The following is a 22,035-nucleotide window of genomic DNA, read 5'->3' as shown; positions in this document are numbered from 1 at the left end:
GTTATTCCACCAGGTATACGTCTTCGGCGGCTGGCAGGGTGACTGTGGGGTCGATATCCAGGTCGAGGAGCGCGACGATGCGCATGGTGCCGCTGACGAAACGGAGGTCGAGATCCCCCTTGCCAACTAGAATCGTATGTCCCCATTTGGAATAAACGGCACCTCGAATCGCGCCGGCACCCAGAATATTCTCTTGGATGATCGCGATGGGCCGACGATCGTGGCGACGTTGATAGACGAGCATGCCATGGAATGGGCTGCCCGGGTCGTTGAGCCCCGTGAACTTGCTGCCAAGCAAGCCGACGTTGATCGCCGCCACGGGAACAAGCGTGCCGACGATGTGATCGGCGGGTGCGGTTGTTTCACCATCGGTGTTGTCTGGCGCGCCCGAAGCGGGTGCATAGTTCGTCGTGTCCGTGATATAGAACATGACTCCCTCGGCCGTCACTTCACCGGCCAGCACGCTTAACGCCATTTGGGTAACGGGATTCGTCCGCCGCAGTATGTAGATTCCCGGCTTAAAAACAACCTTGCCCGAGATCACATTGATGTAGTCGTATACGCCTGGTTCCAGGGTGATGGTGGGACCAATCAGCGGAATGCCGATGATCGTCCGCCCGCCATACTGCGTGGCCCTTACGTTAGTGGGATCGGTGGCCAGAGTGGGTGTCGGCAAGAGGCGAAACGGATCGGGAACCGGCAACCGACCCGCCTGCAACACCGGCGGATCGCTACTGAGCAGTTTGCCGTAGTTGGTCACTTTGTCGACGCCGCCAACCACGCGCAATTCTCGGGCCTTCAACTTCGAGAGCGAAAGGAGCGGTGTAGCGGCAACTGCGTGCGACAGGCCGAGTAACCCGGCTGGCTCGCCAATCTGCTGGTTGTTCTCGTCCTTGCCTCCCCACTCGGTGTTTACGTGCACCGCGCCGTCGACTTCGACCTTGCCAACACCGAGCACTTCAAGTCCTCCTAAGATCGCCGGAAGTGGTGGCAGGAACGGCGGCAGTGCAGAGACTTGAAACGGCGGAGGCCCCGGATCGAGCACGACGATGGCGGCAGGAATGGTGCTCGCTTCCCAGCCCGCGCAGGCGCGGGCCGCAATCGTTTCGGCAGTGCGTCCGTTGAGGACACGCATGAAAAACGTCGGCTGCTGAGTGGTAAGGATGATCTCCAGGTGTCGCTCGGAACCAACATGCGGGCCGCTGAGCGGAGGCGAATTGAGTGTGACGGTTGTCGACGTCAGGCGGTGATGCGTTTGGACGAACTCTTGCGCCACGGTTAGCGCCGCCGTGTTCGATTTTCCCCAGCGTTTCTCCATGGCTGCTGCGGTGGCTGCGGAATCGGCCGCATGCTGCAATTGCCGCGAATTGGACGTGAGGAGTCCGCCGTCGATGACCAGGCCAATCAGCCCGCAAAGTGCGGGCAGGGTGATGAGGACCAACACCAGGACTTTGCCGCGGCGCTGTGATTTGAAGGTGGTCGGTTTCATCGAGACCTCGATTGGTAGGTCACATCCGCTGGATGTGACCTGACACTGAGATGAATGGCTGATTGTTGTTGGAATTGATATCGCAGTTTCGACGCGCGAGGTTCAAGGTCTTACGAATTGCAGGTCACATCGAGGCCGATGTGACCTACTAATGCATGATCTGCATGGTCGAAGTGCCACTGAGAACGAGGCCAGTGTTCCAGCCCCAGACAGGTACGATTGGTCGATGCGTGTGATTCACGTTCACCCGCACGCGATCGCCAGCACTGTTGTCAGCATCGAGCCACGTGATCTGAATCTGGGCATCGGCAGGCGGAAGCGTGAACAGGACTTCGCGAAGTACGGCTGCTGCTGCATGGGAATCGTTGGCGTTGATAGTCAGCTGGGCCGGTCCCCACTCGCCCATGCTGCCGCAGCGATCGCCACGCACAATGGCTGCTCGCGCAACGCGCCGGGCACCTTCCGACATCATGGTGTGGTTCACCAACATGAGCGATAGTTCCAGCATGCCGAGCAGCAGCGCGCATACGCTCAGCACGATAGCTCCTTCGACCATGGCCGCTCCGCGGCGGTTGCGGCGAGTAGTGTGTGGCATGATTGGCTCCTTAGCGAAAACGCCGCATGACGGCTCTCTGTTCCAGCATGAGTGGCCGCGGAATCATGGGCCAGGTGATGATCGTGTTCCACGGATACGTCGCCGTGACCGTGACGCGCAGCAGGTCGTAGTCGTCCTCTGCGGTCGTCACGGTGGTTTCGAGTTGAGCGGGGTCGATATCAGCTTCTGCAGTGAATTCAGCGAGAATGGCCGCTTCCAGGTTGGCGTTCCAGGTGCCCGCAGTGGCGGTGTCGTAGCGATGCGTAGCGCCCCATTCGGCACCGACGCGAGTTGCATTTCCCAGGGCGATGCTGACGAAGGCAAAACGGCCAAGGTCTACGGAGACCAGGCACAGCGTGATGAGTAGTGGCAGCAGAATCGCAAGTTCGGTTGCCGATGCGCCGCGGCGATTGAATTGTTTGAATCGGTGACGCATGGTTAGGGATTCCTGTTTTCAGCGAGCGCAGCGCTGTTGCCTGAGCGGCTTAAGCTCGCGCGAATCTTGATGGCAGCTGGTCCGGCAAGCACAACAAAGATTGTGGGAAAGATGAAGAGCAATGTGGGAAACAAGATTTTCACCGCCGCTTGTTGGGCCATTTCTTCAGCCCGATGTTCGCGCTGGGTGCGGAGCACAATGGCGAGTTGGGCGACGGCATCGGCCATGGTGGTACCGAACTTGGTGGCTTGAGAAACAAACGTGCAGAGCGTCCGTAATTCATCGAGCGCGGTTCGCTCGGCCAGATGTTGCAAAGCCTGCTCGAGGGTGCAACCAATTTCCATTTCGCGGATGACCATCAATAGTTCGCTAGCCAGCACTGGGTGTGCGGTTCGCAACTCTTCCGAAACCTGCTTGAGGGCTGCTTGCATGCTCAGGCCTCCTTCGAGGCAGGCCATAATCAAATCGAGAAAGTCGGGCAATGATTTGCGTAACACGCCGTGTCGCGCTGCTTGTCGCCGCGCAAGCCACACACTGGGGAGCACAATGCCGAACAGTCCGAGCACTCCACCTGCCAACAAAGCGGGCCAAAACGGTGCGATTCCCACAGCTCCCAGTGCCACCGCCACCAGCGGCGGACCGGCCATCAGAGCCAGCTTGATGGTGAAGTAGGTCGAGAGTGCCGAAGTGGAATAGATTCCGGCGCGCGTCAATTTCGCTTGCAAACGAGTGCGCGTGTGCTCGTCGTTGGGTAGGAACACTTCGGTCACGTGAGGAACAAGCGGAATCAGCAAACGAAGCATACCGCGCTGCTTGCTGAGCGCTTCAGCCCGTTCACGTTCTTGATCGCGCAGTTCGCTCAAGCGATTGCGGACGCGACCATCGTGATCGATGAGAAAGTAGATTGCAGACAGGAAAGCACCGGTCACGATAAAGTAGACCAGGCAATGAACCACAACGGGATTGAAAACATCGAACATGATTCAGCCTCGATCAGGCAGACGAAATTTATATTGAGTTAAAAATCGATCTGTAACAGTCGTTGAATACAGATCGCGCCCAGGCTTTGCGAACCCACGCAGCCAGCCAGAATCCACGGGCGATCCAGCAAAATCTGGGCATATTCACGATTCAGCAAGTACAACGCGGCGAATACCAAGGCCGGCAAGGCGATGAGCACCACCGCCTGCAGTCGGCCTTCACCGGTGAGTGCTTTCACGCGCCCCTGAATCTGAGCGCGCTTGCGAAGGATCGACGACAATTTCGTCAGCAGTTCGCTGAGGTTGCCGCCGACGCGCAGGTGAACGACCATCGCCACGACGAAAATCTGCAGTTCCATCACGCCGGTTCGCCGCGCTAAATCTCGCAAGGCAACTTCCTGGGCAATTCCCAAGTGCTGCTGTTCGTAACAAAAGGCGAACTCGTCTTTGATGGGAGACGGAAAGTCGCTCACAATGACTTGAAAGGCCCCGGGTACCGATTGACCGGCTCTTAGTGCCCGGCTCATGACGTCAAAAGCATCGGGAAGTTGAGCACAGAGTTTCGCGCGGCGACATTCTCGCGTTCGCCAGACATAGAGCCACGGAAGCGGCAGCATGCAGGCCGCAGCAATTGCGGTGAGTAACCAATTGCGCGTGATGGCTGCCGTCAGCAGAGCGGCGACTACTGGTCCGATGCACATCGAGAGTAGCAGCATCGGTGCAGTCCAGGGGAGGCCTGCCTGATCGAGCAGCGTTTGCAATTGCGTCATCAGGTTGCCAACGGTCAACTGCTCATCGGGTTCTGTCATCAGCAAGTCTTTGAACAGCGGCGATTTCTTCGCCCGCTGCTGCATCACATCGCCAAACTCTTCTTGCATTCGTTGGCGAATGCGGTTTTGGTTGCGAAAGCAGAGGTCGATTACCAGCATGACGACACCGACGACGCACATGGCGACACTGACAAACGTCAAGCCAGCGACAAAGAGCGAGTTCATGAGCGAGCCTCCGCAGCGGCTAACACTGCCGGAATGAAGTTCGTGGGCGCGGGGATGGGAGAACGAAAGAAGGCGGGATTTACCTTAAGCCCATAAGAATGCAATCGTTCAAGGCAGCGGGGCGACGCACCCGTGGTGCGAAACATCCCCTCGGCTTCACCCTTGCCATTCAGGCCAGTTTGTTCGAAGCGGAACAGGTCGGCCGATTGCAGCGAACCCTCTCGAATTTCTTGAAGCTCGGTGATTTGCACTACCTTGCGCACGCCACCTGCGAGCCGAGCGACATGTACGACCAGTTGAATACCGGAAGCAATCTGCCGGTCGATATACCACATGGGAACCTCGAGCCCCGCGAGTCCAAGCAGCAATTGCAGACGACACAGCGCGTCCTGCGAACTATTCGCGTGAATCGTCGTTAAGCTGCCATCGTGCCCGGTGTTCATCGCTTGCAGCATGTCGAGCGTCTCTCCACCACGACATTCGCCGATGATGATTCGGTCCGGTCGCATCCGGAGAGCATTGCGCAACAAGTCGCGAGCTACGATCGCGCCGCTCCCCTCGACGTTCGCCGGTCGTGTTTCCAACCGGGCGACATGCGGTTGCTGCAGTTGCAGTTCGGCCGCGTCCTCGATGGTGACGATTCGCTGATTGGGCGGAATGAATCCGGAGAGGACGTTTAGGAGCGTGGTTTTGCCGCTACCCGTGCCGCCGGAAATGAGGATGTTCAAGCGGGCTTGAATGCAGGCCGCGAGAAACGCGAGCATCTCGGCCGAGAGAGTCCCCTTCTGCACCAGATCGGCCGATTGCAGCGGCTTATCGCCAAAACGCCGAATGGAAACCAGCGCGCCATCGAGTGCCAAGGGACGAATGATGGCATTCACGCGGCTCCCATCGGGCAAGCGAGCATCGACCATCGGGCTCGATTCATCAATGCGTCGTCCCACGCGGGCGGCGATGCGCTGCACGACTTGCAGCAGGTGTTCATCGCTATAGAACACAACCCCTGCCGGTTGCAGTTTGCCATGTCGCTCGACAAACACTTGCCGTGGACCATTAATCAGAATGTCGGAGATGGTAGGATCACGCAGCAGAGGTTCGAGTGGACCGAAGCCGAGCGTTTCATCGATCAACTCGTCGATAATTCGACGGCGCTCGGCCAGACCCAACAAGTCGGGACGTTGCCGACAAAGCTCTTCGGCCCCTTTGCGAAACTCCAACCTCAACTGCTGCTCGTCCATCGTACGGAGCGCAGCCAGATCGATCCGCTGCACGAGTCGTTGGTGCAGATCTCGCTTCAGTTGCAACAACCGCTCGTCCACATCGGGACGTGAATCCGCTTTGCCAGGAGGCAAGTCCAGGTGTGTGTCGGTCAACGATGGAAGTTTGGTTTGCATGATGGAGAGGTTCAACGGAGGCTGCGAGTTCAAATCGCGATCAGTTCGGCTAGTTTCCGATAAGCTTTCGAAATTTTGGCAGTGGGCGTTTCCAGTACCGCTGGGTTGCCGACATTCACCGAGGCCAGCATCACTCCTTCGTCATCGGGCAGGCAATGAAACACTGGCATGCCCAGCGCTTCAGTCGCCTGCTTCTGCGAGAGCGATTTCGTATTGCCAAAGCGATTGGCGACCAGGCGCACTTTGGCCAGGTCGATTCCCTCTTCGCGCAAATCATCGAGCAAGCGGCGCGCGCGCAGCAGACAAGGGAAGTCCATGCGCAACAAAACAACGAGCTTGTCGCAGGCACGAACCGCATGAGCTTGTTCTGGATGTGAGCTGTCTTCCAGGTCAATGACTAAGTGACGAAACGCAGCGCGGGCCATGCGCAGGACGGTGGCAACGGAGTCGAGATCGATGCCTGTAAAGCGGGTGAGGAGCGGCGGCGCAGCGAGCAGTTTGAGCGCCGGCGAATGCTGCACTAACGACTGCTGAAACATCACTTCGTCGAGCCGCTGACCTTGGCAACAGAGATCGACCAACGTATGCCGCGGTCGAATATTGAGCAGCGTGGCTAGATCGCCCCCCCGAAAATTCAAGTCGATCAAGCAGGCTGGCTGCTCGGGCGTGCCGAGTGACGCCGCCAGATTAACAGCCAGCGTACTCGCGCCGCAGCCTCCACTGCTCGAGAGAATGCAAGTCGCATGGCCATCGTGAGTCGAATGATCGCTACGCAAACGCGCCAGAATGGTGGCCAGGTCGGCCGCCACATTACCGTGCAGGTCAAGATAGTCATTGGCTCCCGCGCGAATCAGATTCAAGATCTCATTGACGTGCGCCGTCATGCCCGCTGCGATTAAAGGAATGCGAGTGGTCGCATTCAGCTGAGTCACGAGCCGAACCGCGTCGTTGTACTTGTCGCTGCAACTGGCAATCACTACGTCGAAGCTCTTACCGCTCCGCAGAACGTTGACGGCCTCGTTGGCGCTAAGGATGTTGGTGCGCGGGCAGTCGACCCCCAACTCGGCCAGCATGGCTTGCAGTGGGATGGCACGATGCTCGAAATCGGCTGCAATCAACGCCTGCATTCGCTTGTCGCGTGTTGCCCAGGCAACTCGCGTCCTCTCTTGCTCGACTGTCGGAAGACGGCTGAACCTCATGTGCTGACACACCACCAAGGTGGAAAGCCGCACGGTCACGCAAAGCTAGGCTCGCTCTGGTCGATGTCAAACTTTCAACCACGCTTGCTGCCGAAGAACAGCTGGAGAGTTTGCTCTCCCCAGGTAGGCATCAGAGCAGCAGCGCGGGGAAGCATCTACGCGCAGGAGTACTTTTTAAGTAGGCAAGTGAACCATCTAGGACAGCTGTTGGCCGTACTCACGTGAATAAGACAACGAGCACTGGGTAACTCCACCCATTTGCACATGTGACGCCAATTGGCCACTAATTTTAGCGCGAGCCAATCTTTATTCGGCCCGTCTTAACGTGCTTCAAGTTGAGGCTGGGGAGTCCCTGGCGGCTGTGGTCCAAACGCTGTCAATTGTGTGCCAGTCGAAATGAGCAAACGATCGCCGACAATCAGCAAATTGCCACCCTGCACTCCGCGCGGCACCAGCGGGATCTCGCGCAGCAAGGCCGGCGAAAAGTTGGAGGGGGTAACGGCCGGCTCTGTCGGCAGGATCAAGATACTTTCGCGAGTTGGCCACCAAATCTGATTCCCCGCCAGCACTCCCTGGCCAAGTCCGCGCGGCGAAGCAGAAGCGGTAAGTGGCCCTTGCGCACGACCCGCCGGATACTGCGCGAGCTGCTTGCCATTTCTTGTATCAAACCAATAGACCCGATCTCCCGCCGCAATGAGCCGTCCACTGCGCACTCCCAACAGGCAATTCGCGTCGGCCGCAGCCCCCTCGAATGTTCGCCACCGCAGCCGTCCAGAAACTGCGTCCAGCGCGAAGAGAAACTCGCAATCCTGCGGCGCGACGATCACCAGATCGTCGGCTGCGAGGCACGGATTGAGATCGCGAAAGAAACTGCTGCCACCCGAAGATTCATCATCAAAAGTGGCACGCGGATACGTGACAACCCACTTCAGCCGACCTGACGCAGCATCGACCGCGCCGACAGCGCCGGCGTTGGTGTTGCAGTAGATCTGCCCATGAGCGGCGGTCAGCAGTAATTGGCTGACCTCGTCGAGATTGCCCCCGCCTAATGTGGCCGACGAGGCGATTCGCGTGCGAAATCGCAACCGCCCGATGGGACGCGAATCGTCGTCATCATCGTTCGTGGGGACCGCCGTGGTCGCCAGTTCATAACAGGCAATGTGAACTTGCGACCGCGAGCCTTCGACATGGCGCATGGCGACGTACAGCGCGCCGTCGTGAATGATTGGCGCTCCTTCGAACGACCACTCGGCCGATTCGGGACGTATGGGAAAGCCATTGAGGGGTTTGCCCTCAGCAGCCAGGTCGACGCCGATGAGCCAGCCCTGATCCTTCGCCAGCAATCGCTCCAAGCGGCGCGCGCGGGGAGAGGTGACGGCTGAACCGAGTCGAGCGAAGGCTCGGTCGCCATCGACCGTTAAGGTAAAGCGGGCAACTCCAACATGCCGCGGCAAGTCGGTATGCACATCGTTGATCTCGCCCAAGGAACCGTCGTCTGCAGGTGGTTCCACCGTGCGACTTGCTTGACGTTGATAGCCAATTCGCCAGCGCTGTTTGCCGGAAGTCAAATCGTAGGCGGCCAGATAAGAATCGCCGCGCGCATCGGCGCGAAGGAGAACGTCATTCTTCCAAATCACAGGATAGTAGGCAGCAAGGGCTTTCATATCGTCGGCCACGCGCAGCCGGCCAGCACCGATGATGTCTCGATCGGAAGTGAGGCGCGGCAAGTTGACGCTCCACAAGGCCTGACCGGCAGGATCGGGCGGTGAAACGACCACGCCGTTGCGCAGGGGCGTACCACCCCAAGTTGTCGTGATCGACGGCTGATGCAAAGCTGGCCAGGTCTTGGCTTGTTCACTGAATGCGGTTAGCAGTTCGACATAGTTGCCGTGGCGGCCGGCGATGGTTCCTTCATCCGCGGCATGCAATAGACGAAACCACCGAAGCTCCAGTTGTGCGCGCTCGCTTTCGCCTTGCAGAATCGCGGCGATAATCGACCGGGCGCGAATCTCGGCGGCAGGCAGGTCGCTATCCGGATAATTGGGACCGATTGCGCGCGAGGGAGCAAGTAACTTGATGAGGTCAACTGCCGATGATCGTGGTTCCGCAAATACCCAGAGTGGTTTGCCGTCACTCGTAACAAAGCCTAAACCGGTGCGTTCCCACCAATAGCGAGCGAGCACGAGATTGCCGCTCGAGAAGGCATCGTCGCCAAGCGCGAGCGCCGCATCGTCGCCAGATCGGCTGGCCCAAGCTTCGTCGATCACGCGGCGGAACAACGCAGGCTGATGTTGTTGCTTGCCATCGCTGAGCCAGCGCTCGGCCAAGGGATCGACGAGTCTGCGATATGCGGCCAATGCTTCTGGAGCTTCCCACGCCAGCGCCGCGAGCCGCCAATGGCAGTAGTCGCGCACCGGCACATACCAGGCAAACGATGGTGATCCTTGGAGCGCGGGAACATCGGCACGAATCAGCCGTCCGCCATCGTTCTCGAGAACGCGGCGAATCGCTTCCACTGCTTCATCCCATTGCCGCTGCGCGAGGAGTTGGCGGGCGTTTTCGAGATGCGCCGCGCCGGCTGAATCGAGGAGTTGCAAATCGGCAGCGGGCAGATTGGTAGGGCCGGGAAAGATCTGGCCGTTAGCCGCAGGGCTTTGCTGCCAGACCAGAATGGCCACGGTAAGCAAGAAGTACAATGCGGCACGGCGGGACATGATTCACTCCGCCGCTTTGCTGCCGTAACCTTCGAGCATGCGACCGGTGCCAAACAGAGCGATGCCGAACAGCATCAACAGCAACATCACGCTGACGCTACTTGCCCGCATCTCGGCCGTCAATTGCATCAGCATCGAGGCTGGCAGCAAAAGGAGCGCGAGAACCTGCATCGTTTTTCCAACATTTCTTAGCATGGCTTTATCGTAGTGCGCTTGGCCGCGTTTCTCAATCGTCGAAATCCCGCAGCTGACGATTGGGATATAATCGGTGCTGACACCTTCGCCTGTTGCTCCATGATGCCGCCCGCACATTCGTTCGGCCGCCAGGAAACCAATGTCTCGCTATCTTAAGCTTGTCGGTCGTGCGCTGCGGCTTGTTTGTCCGGTTTGTGGTCGCGGCCCACTCTTCAAAGGGCTGTTTCGCATGCACGAAACCTGTTCGCACTGCGGACTGAAATTCGAGCGTGAGCCCGGCTTCTTTCTCGGCTCGATCTACATTAACTACGGCATCACAGCGATTACTTCGCTCGTGACGTACTTCATTCTGTTCTTTGCCAACGTGCTGACCGACACGCAAAACATGGCCGTGCTGGTGGCCATCGTCATCCTGCTGCCTATTCTGCTGCATCGACATGCTCGCAGCCTATGGCTGGGGTTCGATCAGTGGCAGGATCCGCGGCCGGGCGAAGAGTAGGCACCTAAGAGTTGGGCAACACCGCTTGTGATTCGGGCGGATTGAGTGCTTCTTCGATTGCCTGCCTGGCATACGCGCGGCGAACTTCCCAATAGAAGTAACTGCCCAGTCCGGTGATGATCAGGATGGGCATCGACAGCATGAACAGCACGCTCCAAAAGTAACCGCGGGCGATGTTGTACGCAGCTGGATCCGCCGCCATCTGGTCCTTGCACGTTGGACAAGCCTGTGCGAGGCCAGCAACCAGCAACAGGACGACGACTGCCGCGAACATCGATTTGAATTGAGAAAGCGTCATTCTGGTAAAACTACTTTCGAGTTCAGTTCGCCCGCGATGGGTAGCGGATTGCTTGAACCAGACTACTTTATTTTAGGTAGCAAGCCGGTCTCGGGAAATAGCTGATAGAGCATCAAATAGACAATCACGCCGGTAATCGACACGTAGAGCCAAATGGGAAACGTCCAGCGGGCGAAACGAACGTGCCGCCGGCGCTGATCGGTCAGGCCGAAATAGATGGTGGCAATCGCTAGAAACGGAACCCCTGCCGCCAGAAAGACGTGCGAGGCTAGCAGCGGATAGTAGAACAAGGCGGCGGTAGGGTACTCGTCGCGCGGGAACAAATGGGTGCCGGCAAAGACGATGCGGGTGAGATAAGAGACCAAGAAAACAACCGACACGCCGAAGCAACTGAGCATGGTCACTTTATGGGCCTGCTCCTGACGCTGCTTGATGAGCACAAAGCCCACCACAAGCAAGACCGTGGCCAGGCCATTCAGCAGGGCATTCACATGCGGCAAATAAGGAACCACCGATTGCAACCGAGCGTTCCTTAAGAATTGGTCTTGGCTGGAGGAGGAGCTTTTTCGTCTGGCTGGGGAGATGCTTGTTCGTTCTTGGCTTTCTCTGCCGCCGCATTTGCATCGGCGCGTTCGATCATCGCCGCCCGTTCGGCCGCTTTCGCTTGCACATCGGCAGGAGGTTCCGTTTCAGTGAGTAAGCGGTCGAGCAGCAATTTCATTTCCGCGCGCGAGGCGCTATCCTTCCACGAGAAACTGCCACGGGGATTGCCCCATTTATCGCGAACTTCGAACTTCTCGGTGTGCGTAAACTTCTTCAGCGGAACTTGATAGATCTCACCCGCCACGCGCCGGATGTAAGTTAAATCGCCGGTGAGAAACCACCAAGCAGCGCCGTCGTTGGCGATCTCAAATTGCTGTGCGTACTTGGCCAATTGGGACGGAGTGTCTGTATCCGGGTCACACGTGATGCCGAGGAACTGCACTCCCCTTGGGCCATACTCACGCTGGATGATTTCAAACTCGCGATTCTGATACTTGCATTCCGTCGGGCAGGTCGAGAAGAAGAAGTTCGTCACGTTGACCCGGCCCGCGAGATCGGCCGAGCCCTTCTTACTGCCATCGCGTTCGGTGAGCGTGAACTCTTTCAGGATCGGCTCGCCAGCCGAAACAGGCTTCACCAGATAATCGCGATCAATCTCCGGATCGGAGGTGTAGACGACGATTGGTGGACGGCTGTACTTGTAGCCCAACCAGAGGACGGTGCCGCCCATCGCTATGAACAACACGCCCAGCCAACCCAACACCGCCTTACTCATAACCATTCACAATCACAAAGCAGAAGGCGCGGGGCTTAGTGCCCTTCGCCAGTCTTGGCTGGAGGATGCTGATGATCGGCATCGTGCTCTTCAACGGTTGTTTCGCGCGGTTCGGCGGCGTGCAGCCAGCGGTCGTCAGAGTAGGTCCGCGTGCGGCGACCTACGTCGGGAACCAGCATGAGAACCAGGAAGAGGCTCATCATGCTGGCCGGCACGGTGAGGACATACTTCCAATTGGCTTCCCACTTCAAGTGCATGAAAAACAGCATCACCAGCATCGCCTTGGCGCAGGAGACGGCCATCATTGCGGCCCACATTACTTGCGGCGCTTTCTCGCGGAGGACTTGGGAGTTGCCAACGAGGAACGAGAGCAACGTCAGCACACACAACGAGGCAAAGACTGCCAGATAAACTGATAGCCCGCCGTGCGAAGCATGGGCGTCTTTGGTGGCGCCCAGGTGTTGGCGCGTCACTTTTTTATCGATGCCGTGGTCGTGATCCATGTTAACTCTCACTATCTACAAGCTGGCAATACCAGCGGGCGGGCGTTCGAAAAAATCGCTTAGAACAAGTACAGCAGCGGGAAGAGGAAAATCCAGACGAGATCGACGAAGTGCCAATACAGACCGACGTTCTCAATGACTCCAGCCTTCTTCGAGTCTAACTGCATGGGCAGAATCAAAGCGAACGCCAGCAGACCAACGGCCACGTGAATCGCGTGAAAGCCCGTCATCAAAAAGTAGGTGCTGGCCCACATGTTGCCGCTGGGAATCTTCATCGGCAGGCGGAGCCAGGAGAAATGTTCATTCAAGCCGCCGTGAGCTTCCTCCAGCACTGTTTGCACCTGAGTGCGAGCCGTGATGGACTTCAGCCGGGCATCGAGCGGAGCAAGCTGCTCGTCGAACTTGCCAAGTTCTTTGGTCTTTTCGCCCAGCTTGGTGGTTGCCTCGGCAATTTGTGCTTCGACCTGAGCGGTGGGATTCGGTTGATCTCGAAACGCGACGAACGTCGTAGCGGTCGTTGATTCAACTGCACCCGTGGCTGCTGCCGCCGGCTTGGCAGACTCTTGGAGCTTCATTTTCTGTTCATTGAGCAACTTGATTTGCTCGGTCAACGCTTCAGCTTCCTTGGCTACCCCGGCACGGTTGCCGGCAATGGTCTTGATCGCTTGATTGACATCGAAACCTTCGCGCTCAACCGCCGCGAGTTCCGTCTTCATCATCTTGGTGAAGAGTTCGTGCTTCTGCTGCGGAGAAAGATGAGCATCGTGACCGTGAAATAGCGGATATATGGCCATCGCCAGGCGTTCCATCGCGGCGCGACGCTTGAAGGTGTCGCTATCGAGCGAGGCAATGTTCTCGGTCCACTTCACATAGTCGACGAGCAGATTGCAGATTTCTAAACGCTTCGTCTCTTCTTCCGTCAGCGTTTGCTCGGCGGCAACTTTGCCGTCCAAAACGGCTTTATGTGCCGCCAGCGATTGCCGAACCGCTTGGACGTAATAGATATCTGCCCGTTCGTGAATCAAGCTGCGCGGGCTCGACGGAAAAATGCCGTGGGCGAACTTCGAGCTGTATTCGTAGCCCTTCACGCCGATGAACACGGTGCCCAGAATCAGTGTCAGGGCCAGCCAGAATCGCGACATGCTGGACTGATTCGACTTGGCCGCTTCATACGAAAGGACGATCGTCACGCTGGAGCAGATGAGCACGAACGTGTTCATGGCCCCGATCCATTCGACCAAGTGCACATCGTGCGGCAATGGCCAAGTGCCCGAAGGGGCGCCGAAGCGGAGCACAATGTAGGCACCGATCAGACCGGCGAAGAACATGATTTCGGTCGACAGGAACAGCCACAAGCAGAGCTTGCCGTTGGGAATCGGCAGGCTTCGTTGGTACTGCAACTTGATGTGCCCGTGACCATGATCGTCGTGAGCGTGGGAGTGATCCGACATAGCAGACTTACCGTTTGAGCGGGTGATAAATATTCAGGCGAGCGGACTAAACAACAGGCCACGCAGCCAAACAAATGAGCGGCAACGTGGAGGGTAAATAAATCAGCGAAGCGAGCAGCAAGCGCCGGCTCGTTTGTTCGTTTTGAATGTTGAAGAACCGCCAGGCAAACCAGCACTGAGCTACTGCCAGCAACGCGAGGAGTGCTGCCGCGACTATCACCGTGGTTGAGCTTGGCCCGGCGAATAGGCCGAGTGGCAATACGATTAGCAGTACCGCAAAGCAGATTGCTTGCCAGGCAGCGAGTCGGCCTGTTTTATCAACCACAGTAGCCATCTGATGACCGGCCTGCTCGTAATCGTGGCGATAGATCCAGGCAATGGCCATGAAGTGGGGCAACTGCCAGACAACCAGAATTGCAAACAGCACGAGAATCGGTGCGTTGAGTTCGGCGCCAGTTGCCGACCAGCCAATCAGAACAGGCATCGCACCAGCCACAGCGCCGAACCAGGTGTTCCAACTGCTGATGGTCTTCAGCGGCGTATAGATCAAGACATATGCTGCCCACGTTCCCACACCCCAGAGGAGTGCTGCAGGATTCTGGGTGAATAGCAGGAGAGCGCTGCCAACGGCCATCGTCACCGCGACGAAGCTCAGGGCTTCGAACGAAGACAATCGCCCACTGGCGACCGGACGCGAGGCTGTGCGAACCATCCGCTGATCGAGCTTGCGCTCGAGCCAATGATTCATGCCGCTGGCACTGGCACCAACCAGGAGCGTTCCCAGCGATGCCGTAATCATCGTTTGCAGGCTGGACGAGCCATTAGTCGCAACATAGCAACTGGCCAAGACGACCAGCGCAACAAACAGGCCAATGCGCGGCTTGGCAAGTTCGAGGTAATCGAGCGCGCGAGTCAGAGACTCGCTACGGCGGCGGGCCAGGGGAAGTGTCGAAGTGCTCATGCGGAGGTCCTCACGAGCAAGAATGGCGCACTACTGGCGATCACAGCGGCAGGCCGCCAGACACGCGAGGCTTGCAGCGACATGATGACCGCAGCAGCCAAAATGAGCGAACCGTTGGCCACGTGAGCAGTCGCCAGCAGCGCTTGAAGCACCGATTTTTCGCGTGTCACGTGTGCTGCGGCAAACTGGAACGAACCCATCCATTCGGGCCAGGCATACTTAGAAACGTAAGTCATGATCCCCAGGCCGATCTGAACCGTCACCACCAGCAGCAGCGACCAGCCTACCCAGCGCGAGACCGAATTTCCCTGCTTGGCGCGAATGATCGTCACGCCCAGCAACAAGGCTTGAGCGAGAATCATTACGGCCAGAACAATGTGCAGCAACATCACCGCGCGGAAGAAGCCCGCCGTACTGGTGACCGGCACATGCCGCACCAGAGCGCCGAGGACCAATTGCAAATAGCAGACTGCAGCAAAGCCCCAGGCGGCAGTAGCCAAGCGATTCGCGGGCTGCCGGTCTTCTGTCGATTGACTTTCCAGCGGGCGAGATAGCGGAAACCGAGGAGATGTGACCACAGCAAAGGCTACAAGTGACACAAAGAACACCGGCCCCGTGCAGCCGTGCAAGAGCGCGATCAGGCGTTCATCGAGATTCACCCGCGCACCACCGAGAATCCCTTGCAGGATGACCAGGGCTAACAAGAAGAACGCGAATTGGATCAACCAGCGCGGCGCTCGCACGGCGAAAGTCGTCGCGACTAAGGCAATCATCAGCAGGCCGATGGCTGCACCCAGTAGACGATGGCCATGTTCGACAAAGATATCCCAGGGGCCAAAAAACCAGGTCGTCCAGGGATAGGCGAACAGGTTATAGCCATAAGTCCCCGGCCAATCGGGCACTGCCATCCCTGCATCGTAACTCGTCACCAACCCGCCGACCCAAATCAACGGAAACGTGACCACCGCCGACAGCAGGGCCAGGCGATGAGGCCAGCGATAGCTTGTCGGTGAGGAAGTAATCATCGGCGCACGTTTCGGAAAGACAACAGCAAAGCGGAAGAAGGTTATTCAGGCTTGTTGACGTAAGGGACGTTGAAAACCAATCGAGTGTTAGTGATGCGGATCTTTGTACCGCTTGGCCGGATCGGCGGGCGGCGGCTGAGTCTGGGGATAAAAGTCGGTATCGACTTCCGGCGAACCATACTCGTACGGCCCGCGATAGACGATCGGTTGGAAGTCGAAGTTGCCGTGGCCAGGAGGGCTGGGTGCCATCCATTCCAGGCTGTTCGCACCCCAAGGATTACGACCGACGATCTGGCCAAAGAAAATGCTGCGGATGAAGTTGAACGCAAAGATCACTTGCGTCGCCACCATGCCGATCGCGCACCAGGTCATGAACTGATTCATGGGGAGGAGGTGGCGGAACGTCTCGTAGTCATAGGGATCTGCCAGCCGGCGCGGAAAACCGACGGCACCGAGAATGTGCATCGTGAAAAACGTGCCGTTGAGGAACAAGAACGTCAGGAAGAAGTGAACCTTACCGAGGCTCTCGTCCATCATGCGACCGAACATCTTCGGGAACCAGAAGTAGATCGAGCCGAACACGGCCATCGCCGTGCCCGCGAAGAGCACGTAGTGGAAGTGGGCGACGATGAAGTAGGTATCGTGAATGAAAATGTCGACCGGCGTGGCAGCCATGAAGATGCCCGAGAGTCCGCCGATGATGAACATCGAGACGAAGGAGAGGGCGAACAGCATGGGGGTGGTGAATTGAATCTTGCCACCCCAGATGGTGCCGAGCCAGTTGAATACTTTCACGGCCGACGGGAGCGCGATCATCATCGTGCTGACCATGAACGTCATGCCCAGGAAGGGATTCATTCCGGAGACGAACATATGGTGCCCCCACACAATGAAGCCCAACCCGGCGATACCGGAGATTGAGTACACCATTGGCTTGTAGCCGAAGATGGGCTTGCGCGCGAAGCAGGCGATGATATCGCTGACCATACCCATCGCGGGCAGAATCATGATGTACACGGCGGGGTGCGAATAGAACCAGAACAAGTGCTGCCACAAGATTGGCTGACCGCCGCCGGTGGCCGGCAAGCTGTTATTCACCACCAGTCCTTCCGGCAGGAAGAAGCCCGTGCCCAAGGTGCGGTCGGTAAGTTGCATGAAGCCAGCAGCTGTGAGCACCGGCAACGCGAAGGCCTGCAGAATGGCGGTGATGAACATTGCCCAAATGGTCAGGGGCAAGCGGAACATGGTGAGACCGGGAGCCCGCATCTGAATGATGGTGGTCATGTAATTGACCGAACCCAACATCGACGAAATACCTACGCAGGTCACACCCAATAACCAGAGTGTTTGCGGCCAGTGACTGCCCGGCGCGGCATCCCACACAACCGACAACGGTGGATACGAAGTCCAACCACCACCGGCACCATAAGGTGGCCAAAGGAAGCTCATGCCGATGAAGAAAAACGCTGGCCACATGAACCAGTAACTGAGCATGTTTAGCGTGGGGAAGGCCATATCGTCGGCACCGATCATCAGTGGGATGAGGTAGTTACCGAAGGCCCCCGCCAGAATCGGAATGATCACAAAGAAGATCATCACGGTCGCATGCATCGTGAATAGGGTGGTGTAGAACTCGGGCGAGATCTGGCCACCCTCAGCCGAGAACAACATCCGGCCGATCACCGGCATGTCATGCCACGGATAGGCCAGCTGCCAACGAATGCCCAGGGCGAGCAGACCGCCGACGAGAAACCACAGCAGCGTGGAAAACAAAAACTGCAGCCCGATGATCTTATGATCGAGCGAAAAGACGTAGGTGCGAACGAATTCGCCGACGCCCATGCCGTGCGAACCGCTGTGGCCATGCGAGCCATGCGGCTGAATTGCTGTCGTACTCATGCGTTAACCTATTCTCCTGCGGGCAAAGCAAAGGACGAAACCTCTTGCTCCTGCCACGCCTGTTCCAGCCATTTGTCGAATTCAGCCCGGTTTTGCACGACGAAGCGGCCGCGCATTTTGTAGTGACCCCAGCCGCACAACTCGGCACATACGATGTCGTACGTGCCGGGGCGCTTGGCCTGGAACCACACAAACTGCTGCATGCCAGGAACCACGTCCTGCTTCACGCGCAAGTGTGGCAAAAAGAAGCTATGCAATACGTCCTGGCTCTTGATGAGGAGCACGACGTCTTCGTTGATGGGGAGGTGCAGGTCGTTCACCTTGAACACATCGTCTTCTGTGCCAATGATGCCGTCTTTGCCGGCGTAGCGAATACGCCATTCGAACTGACGCCCGGTAATTTCAGCCAGAGCGGGCCGAGCCACACCAGGCGAAAGCTCGGGACGCTTGATCTTGGTATTCGCCCACACGCTCATCTGGAAGATGGCGATGAACAAGAGCGCGGCAGCAGGAATGATCGACCAGATCACTTCCAACTGATGGCTACCGTGAAAATACTTCACCGGTTCGGTCGTGACTGCTGCGTCGTACTTCCAAAGAAACCAGAAGAAAACGAGTCCAGTCGCGACAAAGATGACGCCAGTCAATCCGAGGATGAAGAGGAACAGACCATCGATGGCGTGCGCGTCAGCCCCGCCGATGTTCTCGGGCAACCAATGGTTCTGCATGGGCCAAAACCCGGCCATTGCCCAGACAAAGCAGAGCACGCCGAGAATCGGAACCATCAAAAACAACAAACTCCAAAATCGACCCACGATGAATTCTCCTCAGACTTGCTTGGCAGACGGTGGCAACGGCAGTCACCCGGTGGCGCTGAATTGCCGCTATCTAATCTCGCGGGCATTAGCTGGTTCGGGAACGTTTTGCCGCGGATCGCTGATGGGTTCGTACGGCAACGATTGGACATAATTGACAATGTGCCAAATCTCTTGATCGGACAGGGCGTCGATCTTGGCAGCTGGCATCTGGGCACCGTCGATACCATTGCGAATTCGCCAGAAGATATCGAGCGGACGACGACCGCCGCGAAAGATTCCCATGCGGAGGTTGCGGGGCTTGAGGTTACGCGGCTGCAGCATGCCCAGGCCAGTAAACTCGCGTATTAGTTTGGGATCGGCCTTGGCCGTGATGAATTCTTCCGTCCACTTGTCGTACAGATTTGTTTGACCGTCGCCGAGGGCCGATACACCGTGGCAAGAAGCACAGTTGGCTCGCGTTCCCTGAAACAATTGCTTGCCAGTTTGGATCGACTCGGCCAGTTCTTTGCCGGTCATTTCGGGACGACCAGCGACTGCCAGGGCTTCTGACTCGGCCGCGATCCAACTTCCCACGACTCCGGCAACGACATCCTGTATCACAGCGACTTTCTCGGGGCTGGGATTGGCCGGATCATTAATCAAGCGTTCGTCTGGTCCCAGGTTTTGTTCGGCCCATTGGCTGAGAAGGTTGCGTTCGACTTCGCCGCGAACCGACAGGTAGCGGACATATTCGACGACTGCGTCAATTTCGCTTTCAGGCAGCAGCAGGAAGGACGGCATCGCCGTGCCAGGAATTCCTTCGACGATGATCTTGCGGAGGTCGGCGTGCGTTGGCTTCGCACCAACGGGAGTCGATTTGAATTTGAATGTGCCGCGGCGGTAGTCGCGAGGATAGGGATTCAAGAAAGCAGCGGTCGGACCAGCGCCGTCACCGGTGATGCCGTGGCAGTGTGCACAATGTTCGCGATACAAGCCGCGGGCTCGTCCCTGGGCGTCGCTACCGACTGCACCAGCAGCGACCATCAACGGTCCGCTGGTCATGACCTGGGTCATGTCGACGTCTTTGACGGCCGGAATCAGCGGATCGTTTGGAGTGCCAAACAGGGCTGCCAGAATTTCGTCCAGATCTTGCCGCTGTTGAGCGGAAAAGCGAAACGCCTTGCCATTTTCATCCTTGGGAACCTGGTCTTCGACCTGGCGAATGAAAGTGGAATAGCGGCGAAACTGCGGCGGTGGCGAACCACAGCCGGCAGTCAGCAGACCGCTGACGAGTAAAAGCAGGCACAATATCCAACGCAAGTTCATAAATCTCATCCCGGTCGCGACTCGCTGGGCCGCGGGCAGGCTACAAGTGCTTTCGACAAAATCTCAGAGGGCACAGCCTTCACTTATTTGACAAACTGCGACACGTCGAGCGTCACGTTCATTTCTTCCGTTGCGTCGTTGGCCAAGGTCCGCTTGAAGCGACCCTTCGTCCATTTCTCTTCCGTACCGTTCACTGATGCTTTGCTCAAGAAGCCTGCAGCCTCTTGCCACACGGCAAACTCAAGTTCAACACCTGCTGGAACATTCTTGATTTCGAACGTGCCATCCGGAGCGGTCACGGCAAAGTAGGGATTGCTGCGGGTCAACAGGCGGGCAGACATCCAAGGGTGAATGGTGCAAGCCACCGGATTGGGAATCGAAGACTCCCCTTTGGGTTCGTACATCGTGCTGTCATTGGCACCGATAATCACGTTGATCGACGCAGCCTTGCTGCCAGCCGAAGGGCTGATGCTCGTATTGTGACCGATCGGATCGCTGTTCTTAATTAGTACTTTCTGGGTCGAACGCATCACGAAGACGTGACTGAGGAACACGCAGTTTTTTTGATCGAAGGGTGGCTCCACTTCGGCAGTCTTCGTGGCCAGGTAGTCGGCATGTTCCCACTTTTCGTCGCTGGGAATCTTCTTCGAAAGATAGATCACCACATCCCTGATTCCCTTGGTATTGGGGTCGACCACCAAGGCCTCGTCGTACACCTGCTTGCCACCCGGAGCACACACGGCCTGGTCTTTGTCGACCTTGAGCGGAGTGCGCCCCGGATCCTGACCTTGCAGCACGAATTTACCCTTGATCGTCGCCCAACCTGTCGGCTCGGCAACAGCAGCAGCAGGACCAACTTCGGCAGTCCCACCCGCGCCAAAGGCCTTCCGCAGCGATTCGACATTCGCCGCCCGGGTGTAGGCGTTGGGTTCGACCGACCGCGCGCAACCAGCGACCAACAGCAGGCCGCTGGCGAGGAGTGAAAACGTACTGAGTTGAACTAACCGTTGCACGGTTATCGTTCCTTAAACCGAGTGAGTGGCAATTACTTCTTGAGCAGGCTCAGCGGGATGGCGAATTCGCCAAGATCCATAGCACCCTTCACATCGACTTCCATGCGGCCGAGTTTCCAGGCTGTCTCTTTGCCGCCTTGAATGCCCTTGGTCACAAAACCGGCCTTCTCTTGCCAAATGGTAAAGGTACGCTTGCCTTCGGGGACATTCGGAATGGTGAGCACACCTTCCGCATTGCTGACGCCGAAGTAGGGGTTGTCGCGCACCAACAAGTAACCGCCCATCCAGGAGTGAATCGCACACGCGAGAGGCATGGGTCGGTTCTCATTCTTGGCGAACGTCTTTTTCGTCGAACCGCCAGCAGGAATCAGATCGTTGAAGGAAGGATTCGAGAAGAAGTCCCCCTTCACGTTGTGGCCGATGGGATCGGGGTTGCCCAGGATCAACGTTTGCGTGGTGCACATGGCGGTCACGCGAGGTTCGTAGCGGCAGCCCAGATTGTCGACCGTTACTTCCTTGGGCAGGGCAGCAAGGGCCGCAGCGCTCTCGGGAGCTTTGGTGCCAGGTGCAAGATACAGGTACATCACTACGTTCTGGAGGGCGTTGTCCTTGCCAACTTTGATGCTCTCATCCACGAGCATCTTAGGCCCGCAGAATGCCGGGTCTTTATCGATCGTCAGCTTGGCTGGCTTGGGGGCTTCGCCATCGAGCTTGAACTTGATTTTGATGCTGCCGTCGGCGGCCAGCGCGAACGTGGGCAACAAGATCGCGGCGACAATCGCGGCGAAGCGGTGAGTAATGCGGATCATGAGAGGACTCCCTGGTGAAGGTGTTGGCTCAACTACAGGTCGCTCGTTCGAACGTAGCAGCAGAGCCAGGCGGGAAACAAACAAACGAATCTCGACCATCGAACCATCATATCAACTTATCAATGGCGGACCGCCGTGT

General features: G+C 57.6%; 22 protein-coding genes. 1 reads left to right on the top strand and 21 read right to left on the bottom strand.

The features are described 5' to 3' along the window. Window position 1 precedes the first annotated feature (1 nt). The 9 genes from ETAA8_RS32660 to ETAA8_RS32620 all read right to left on the bottom strand — a co-directional run bounded on the left by ETAA8_RS32660 (window position 2) and on the right by ETAA8_RS32620 (window position 9,997). Window positions 2-1,489, bottom strand: coding sequence for a pilus assembly protein TadG-related protein (locus tag ETAA8_RS32660; protein WP_145099136.1), 1,488 nt, complete (start codon window positions 1,487-1,489; stop codon window positions 2-4). 148 nt (window positions 1,490-1,637) lie between these two features. Continuing rightward, a complete protein-coding gene (locus tag ETAA8_RS32655) occupies window positions 1,638-2,084 on the bottom strand; it encodes a TadE/TadG family type IV pilus assembly protein (protein ID WP_145099133.1) in 447 nt (148 codons plus the stop codon). Window positions 2,085-2,094: 10 nt separating this feature from the next. Beyond that, window positions 2,095-2,520, bottom strand: a complete 426-nt coding sequence (locus ETAA8_RS32650) for a TadE/TadG family type IV pilus assembly protein (RefSeq protein ID WP_145099130.1) — start codon at window positions 2,518-2,520, stop codon at window positions 2,095-2,097. Window positions 2,521-2,522: 2 nt separating this feature from the next. Then, entirely contained in the window at window positions 2,523-3,500 is a 978-nt protein-coding gene (locus ETAA8_RS32645; RefSeq protein ID WP_145099127.1) for a type II secretion system F family protein, read from the bottom strand. Between the two features lie 38 nt (window positions 3,501-3,538). Further along, window positions 3,539-4,495, bottom strand: coding sequence for a type II secretion system F family protein (locus tag ETAA8_RS32640; protein WP_145099124.1), 957 nt, complete (start codon window positions 4,493-4,495; stop codon window positions 3,539-3,541). Next, entirely contained in the window at window positions 4,492-5,889 is a 1,398-nt protein-coding gene (locus tag ETAA8_RS32635; RefSeq protein WP_145099121.1) for a CpaF family protein, read from the bottom strand. The genes ETAA8_RS32640 and ETAA8_RS32635 overlap by 4 nt, the downstream gene beginning before the upstream one ends. 29 nt (window positions 5,890-5,918) lie before the next feature. After that, entirely contained in the window at window positions 5,919-7,088 is a 1,170-nt protein-coding gene (locus tag ETAA8_RS32630) for an AAA family ATPase (RefSeq protein WP_145099118.1), read from the bottom strand. 320 nt (window positions 7,089-7,408) lie between these two features. Continuing rightward, on the bottom strand, window positions 7,409-9,802 hold the full coding sequence (locus ETAA8_RS32625; protein WP_145099115.1) for an outer membrane protein assembly factor BamB family protein: 2,394 nt from the start codon (window positions 9,800-9,802) through the stop codon (window positions 7,409-7,411). Window positions 9,803-9,805: 3 nt separating this feature from the next. Next, the gene (locus ETAA8_RS32620; protein ID WP_145099112.1) at window positions 9,806-9,997 is read right to left on the bottom strand and encodes a hypothetical protein; all 192 of its coding nucleotides are present in this window, start codon (window positions 9,995-9,997) and stop codon (window positions 9,806-9,808) included. A 139-nt stretch (window positions 9,998-10,136) separates the two neighbouring features. Between ETAA8_RS32620 and ETAA8_RS32615 the strand changes: the two genes are divergently transcribed. After that, complete coding sequence (locus tag ETAA8_RS32615; RefSeq protein ID WP_145099109.1) at window positions 10,137-10,496, top strand: DUF983 domain-containing protein; 360 nt, start codon at window positions 10,137-10,139, stop codon at window positions 10,494-10,496. 4 nt (window positions 10,497-10,500) lie between these two features. Here the strand turns inward: ETAA8_RS32615 and ETAA8_RS32610 are convergent, their stop codons facing one another. The 12 genes from ETAA8_RS32610 to ETAA8_RS32555 all read right to left on the bottom strand — a co-directional run bounded on the left by ETAA8_RS32610 (window position 10,501) and on the right by ETAA8_RS32555 (window position 21,896). After that, complete coding sequence (locus ETAA8_RS32610; protein WP_145099106.1) at window positions 10,501-10,794, bottom strand: hypothetical protein; 294 nt, start codon at window positions 10,792-10,794, stop codon at window positions 10,501-10,503. Between the two features lie 62 nt (window positions 10,795-10,856). After that, on the bottom strand, window positions 10,857-11,306 hold the full coding sequence (locus ETAA8_RS32605; RefSeq protein ID WP_238397843.1) for a DUF420 domain-containing protein: 450 nt from the start codon (window positions 11,304-11,306) through the stop codon (window positions 10,857-10,859). 20 nt (window positions 11,307-11,326) lie between these two features. Beyond that, the gene (locus ETAA8_RS32600) at window positions 11,327-12,112 is read right to left on the bottom strand and encodes an SCO family protein (protein WP_202921414.1); all 786 of its coding nucleotides are present in this window, start codon (window positions 12,110-12,112) and stop codon (window positions 11,327-11,329) included. 35 nt (window positions 12,113-12,147) lie between these two features. After that, entirely contained in the window at window positions 12,148-12,615 is a 468-nt protein-coding gene (locus ETAA8_RS32595) for a cytochrome C oxidase subunit IV family protein (protein ID WP_145099097.1), read from the bottom strand. A gap of 59 nt (window positions 12,616-12,674) precedes the next feature. Continuing rightward, window positions 12,675-14,066, bottom strand: coding sequence for a cytochrome c oxidase subunit 3 (locus ETAA8_RS32590; protein WP_145099094.1), 1,392 nt, complete (start codon window positions 14,064-14,066; stop codon window positions 12,675-12,677). A 46-nt stretch (window positions 14,067-14,112) separates the two neighbouring features. Then, window positions 14,113-15,027, bottom strand: coding sequence for a heme o synthase (gene cyoE / locus ETAA8_RS32585; protein WP_145099091.1), 915 nt, complete (start codon window positions 15,025-15,027; stop codon window positions 14,113-14,115). Next, on the bottom strand, window positions 15,024-16,052 hold the full coding sequence (locus tag ETAA8_RS32580) for a COX15/CtaA family protein (RefSeq protein WP_145099088.1): 1,029 nt from the start codon (window positions 16,050-16,052) through the stop codon (window positions 15,024-15,026). Before ETAA8_RS32580 ends, cyoE begins: the two co-directional genes overlap by 4 nt. Before the next feature lie 87 nt (window positions 16,053-16,139). Next, window positions 16,140-17,951: a cytochrome c oxidase subunit I gene (locus ETAA8_RS32575; RefSeq protein ID WP_145099085.1), complete on the bottom strand. Its 1,812-nt coding sequence runs from the start codon at window positions 17,949-17,951 to the stop codon at window positions 16,140-16,142. Window positions 17,952-17,959: 8 nt separating this feature from the next. After that, window positions 17,960-18,766: a cytochrome c oxidase subunit II gene (gene coxB, locus ETAA8_RS32570; protein WP_145099082.1), complete on the bottom strand. Its 807-nt coding sequence runs from the start codon at window positions 18,764-18,766 to the stop codon at window positions 17,960-17,962. A gap of 69 nt (window positions 18,767-18,835) precedes the next feature. Beyond that, on the bottom strand, window positions 18,836-20,074 hold the full coding sequence (locus tag ETAA8_RS32565; RefSeq protein WP_202921413.1) for a c-type cytochrome: 1,239 nt from the start codon (window positions 20,072-20,074) through the stop codon (window positions 18,836-18,838). Between the two features lie 83 nt (window positions 20,075-20,157). After that, window positions 20,158-21,087: a cupredoxin domain-containing protein gene (locus ETAA8_RS32560; protein ID WP_145099076.1), complete on the bottom strand. Its 930-nt coding sequence runs from the start codon at window positions 21,085-21,087 to the stop codon at window positions 20,158-20,160. 32 nt (window positions 21,088-21,119) lie between these two features. Then, window positions 21,120-21,896 (bottom strand): cupredoxin domain-containing protein, encoded by a 777-nt coding sequence (locus ETAA8_RS32555; protein WP_145099073.1) that lies wholly within the window; start codon window positions 21,894-21,896, stop codon window positions 21,120-21,122. Window positions 21,897-22,035: the final 139 nt, after the last annotated feature.

It is taken from the genome of Anatilimnocola aggregata (assembly GCF_007747655.1).
Classification (GTDB): domain Bacteria; phylum Planctomycetota; class Planctomycetia; order Pirellulales; family Pirellulaceae; genus Anatilimnocola; species Anatilimnocola aggregata.
The sequence above is the reverse complement of the archived record's forward strand: the minus strand, read 5'-3'. Positions and strand labels throughout refer to the sequence as shown.

Excerpts from the sequence above, each read along its gene's own strand:
- cyoE (WP_145099091.1), bottom strand. The coding sequence starts at position 15,027 with ATGAGCACTTCGACACTTCCCCTGGCCCGCCGCCGTAGCGAGTCTCTG.
- ETAA8_RS32610 (WP_145099106.1), bottom strand. The coding sequence starts at position 10,794 with ATGACGCTTTCTCAATTCAAATCGATGTTCGCGGCAGTCGTCGTCCTG.
- ETAA8_RS32580 (WP_145099088.1), bottom strand. The coding sequence starts at position 16,052 with ATGATTACTTCCTCACCGACAAGCTATCGCTGGCCTCATCGCCTGGCC.
- ETAA8_RS32620 (WP_145099112.1), bottom strand. The coding sequence starts at position 9,997 with ATGCTAAGAAATGTTGGAAAAACGATGCAGGTTCTCGCGCTCCTTTTG.
- ETAA8_RS32575 (WP_145099085.1), bottom strand. The coding sequence starts at position 17,951 with ATGAGTACGACAGCAATTCAGCCGCATGGCTCGCATGGCCACAGCGGT.
- ETAA8_RS32630 (WP_145099118.1), bottom strand. The coding sequence starts at position 7,088 with ATGAGGTTCAGCCGTCTTCCGACAGTCGAGCAAGAGAGGACGCGAGTT.
- ETAA8_RS32650 (WP_145099130.1), bottom strand. The coding sequence starts at position 2,520 with ATGCGTCACCGATTCAAACAATTCAATCGCCGCGGCGCATCGGCAACC.
- ETAA8_RS32595 (WP_145099097.1), bottom strand. The coding sequence starts at position 12,615 with ATGGATCACGACCACGGCATCGATAAAAAAGTGACGCGCCAACACCTG.
- ETAA8_RS32615 (WP_145099109.1), top strand. The coding sequence starts at position 10,137 with ATGTCTCGCTATCTTAAGCTTGTCGGTCGTGCGCTGCGGCTTGTTTGT.
- ETAA8_RS32655 (WP_145099133.1), bottom strand. The coding sequence starts at position 2,084 with ATGCCACACACTACTCGCCGCAACCGCCGCGGAGCGGCCATGGTCGAA.
- ETAA8_RS32565 (WP_202921413.1), bottom strand. The coding sequence starts at position 20,074 with ATGAACTTGCGTTGGATATTGTGCCTGCTTTTACTCGTCAGCGGTCTG.
- ETAA8_RS32590 (WP_145099094.1), bottom strand. The coding sequence starts at position 14,066 with ATGTCGGATCACTCCCACGCTCACGACGATCATGGTCACGGGCACATC.
- ETAA8_RS32555 (WP_145099073.1), bottom strand. The coding sequence starts at position 21,896 with ATGATCCGCATTACTCACCGCTTCGCCGCGATTGTCGCCGCGATCTTG.
- ETAA8_RS32645 (WP_145099127.1), bottom strand. The coding sequence starts at position 3,500 with ATGTTCGATGTTTTCAATCCCGTTGTGGTTCATTGCCTGGTCTACTTT.
- ETAA8_RS32635 (WP_145099121.1), bottom strand. The coding sequence starts at position 5,889 with ATGCAAACCAAACTTCCATCGTTGACCGACACACACCTGGACTTGCCT.
- ETAA8_RS32600 (WP_202921414.1), bottom strand. The coding sequence starts at position 12,112 with ATGAGTAAGGCGGTGTTGGGTTGGCTGGGCGTGTTGTTCATAGCGATG.
- ETAA8_RS32640 (WP_145099124.1), bottom strand. The coding sequence starts at position 4,495 with ATGAACTCGCTCTTTGTCGCTGGCTTGACGTTTGTCAGTGTCGCCATG.
- ETAA8_RS32625 (WP_145099115.1), bottom strand. The coding sequence starts at position 9,802 with ATGTCCCGCCGTGCCGCATTGTACTTCTTGCTTACCGTGGCCATTCTG.
- ETAA8_RS32660 (WP_145099136.1), bottom strand. The coding sequence starts at position 1,489 with ATGAAACCGACCACCTTCAAATCACAGCGCCGCGGCAAAGTCCTGGTG.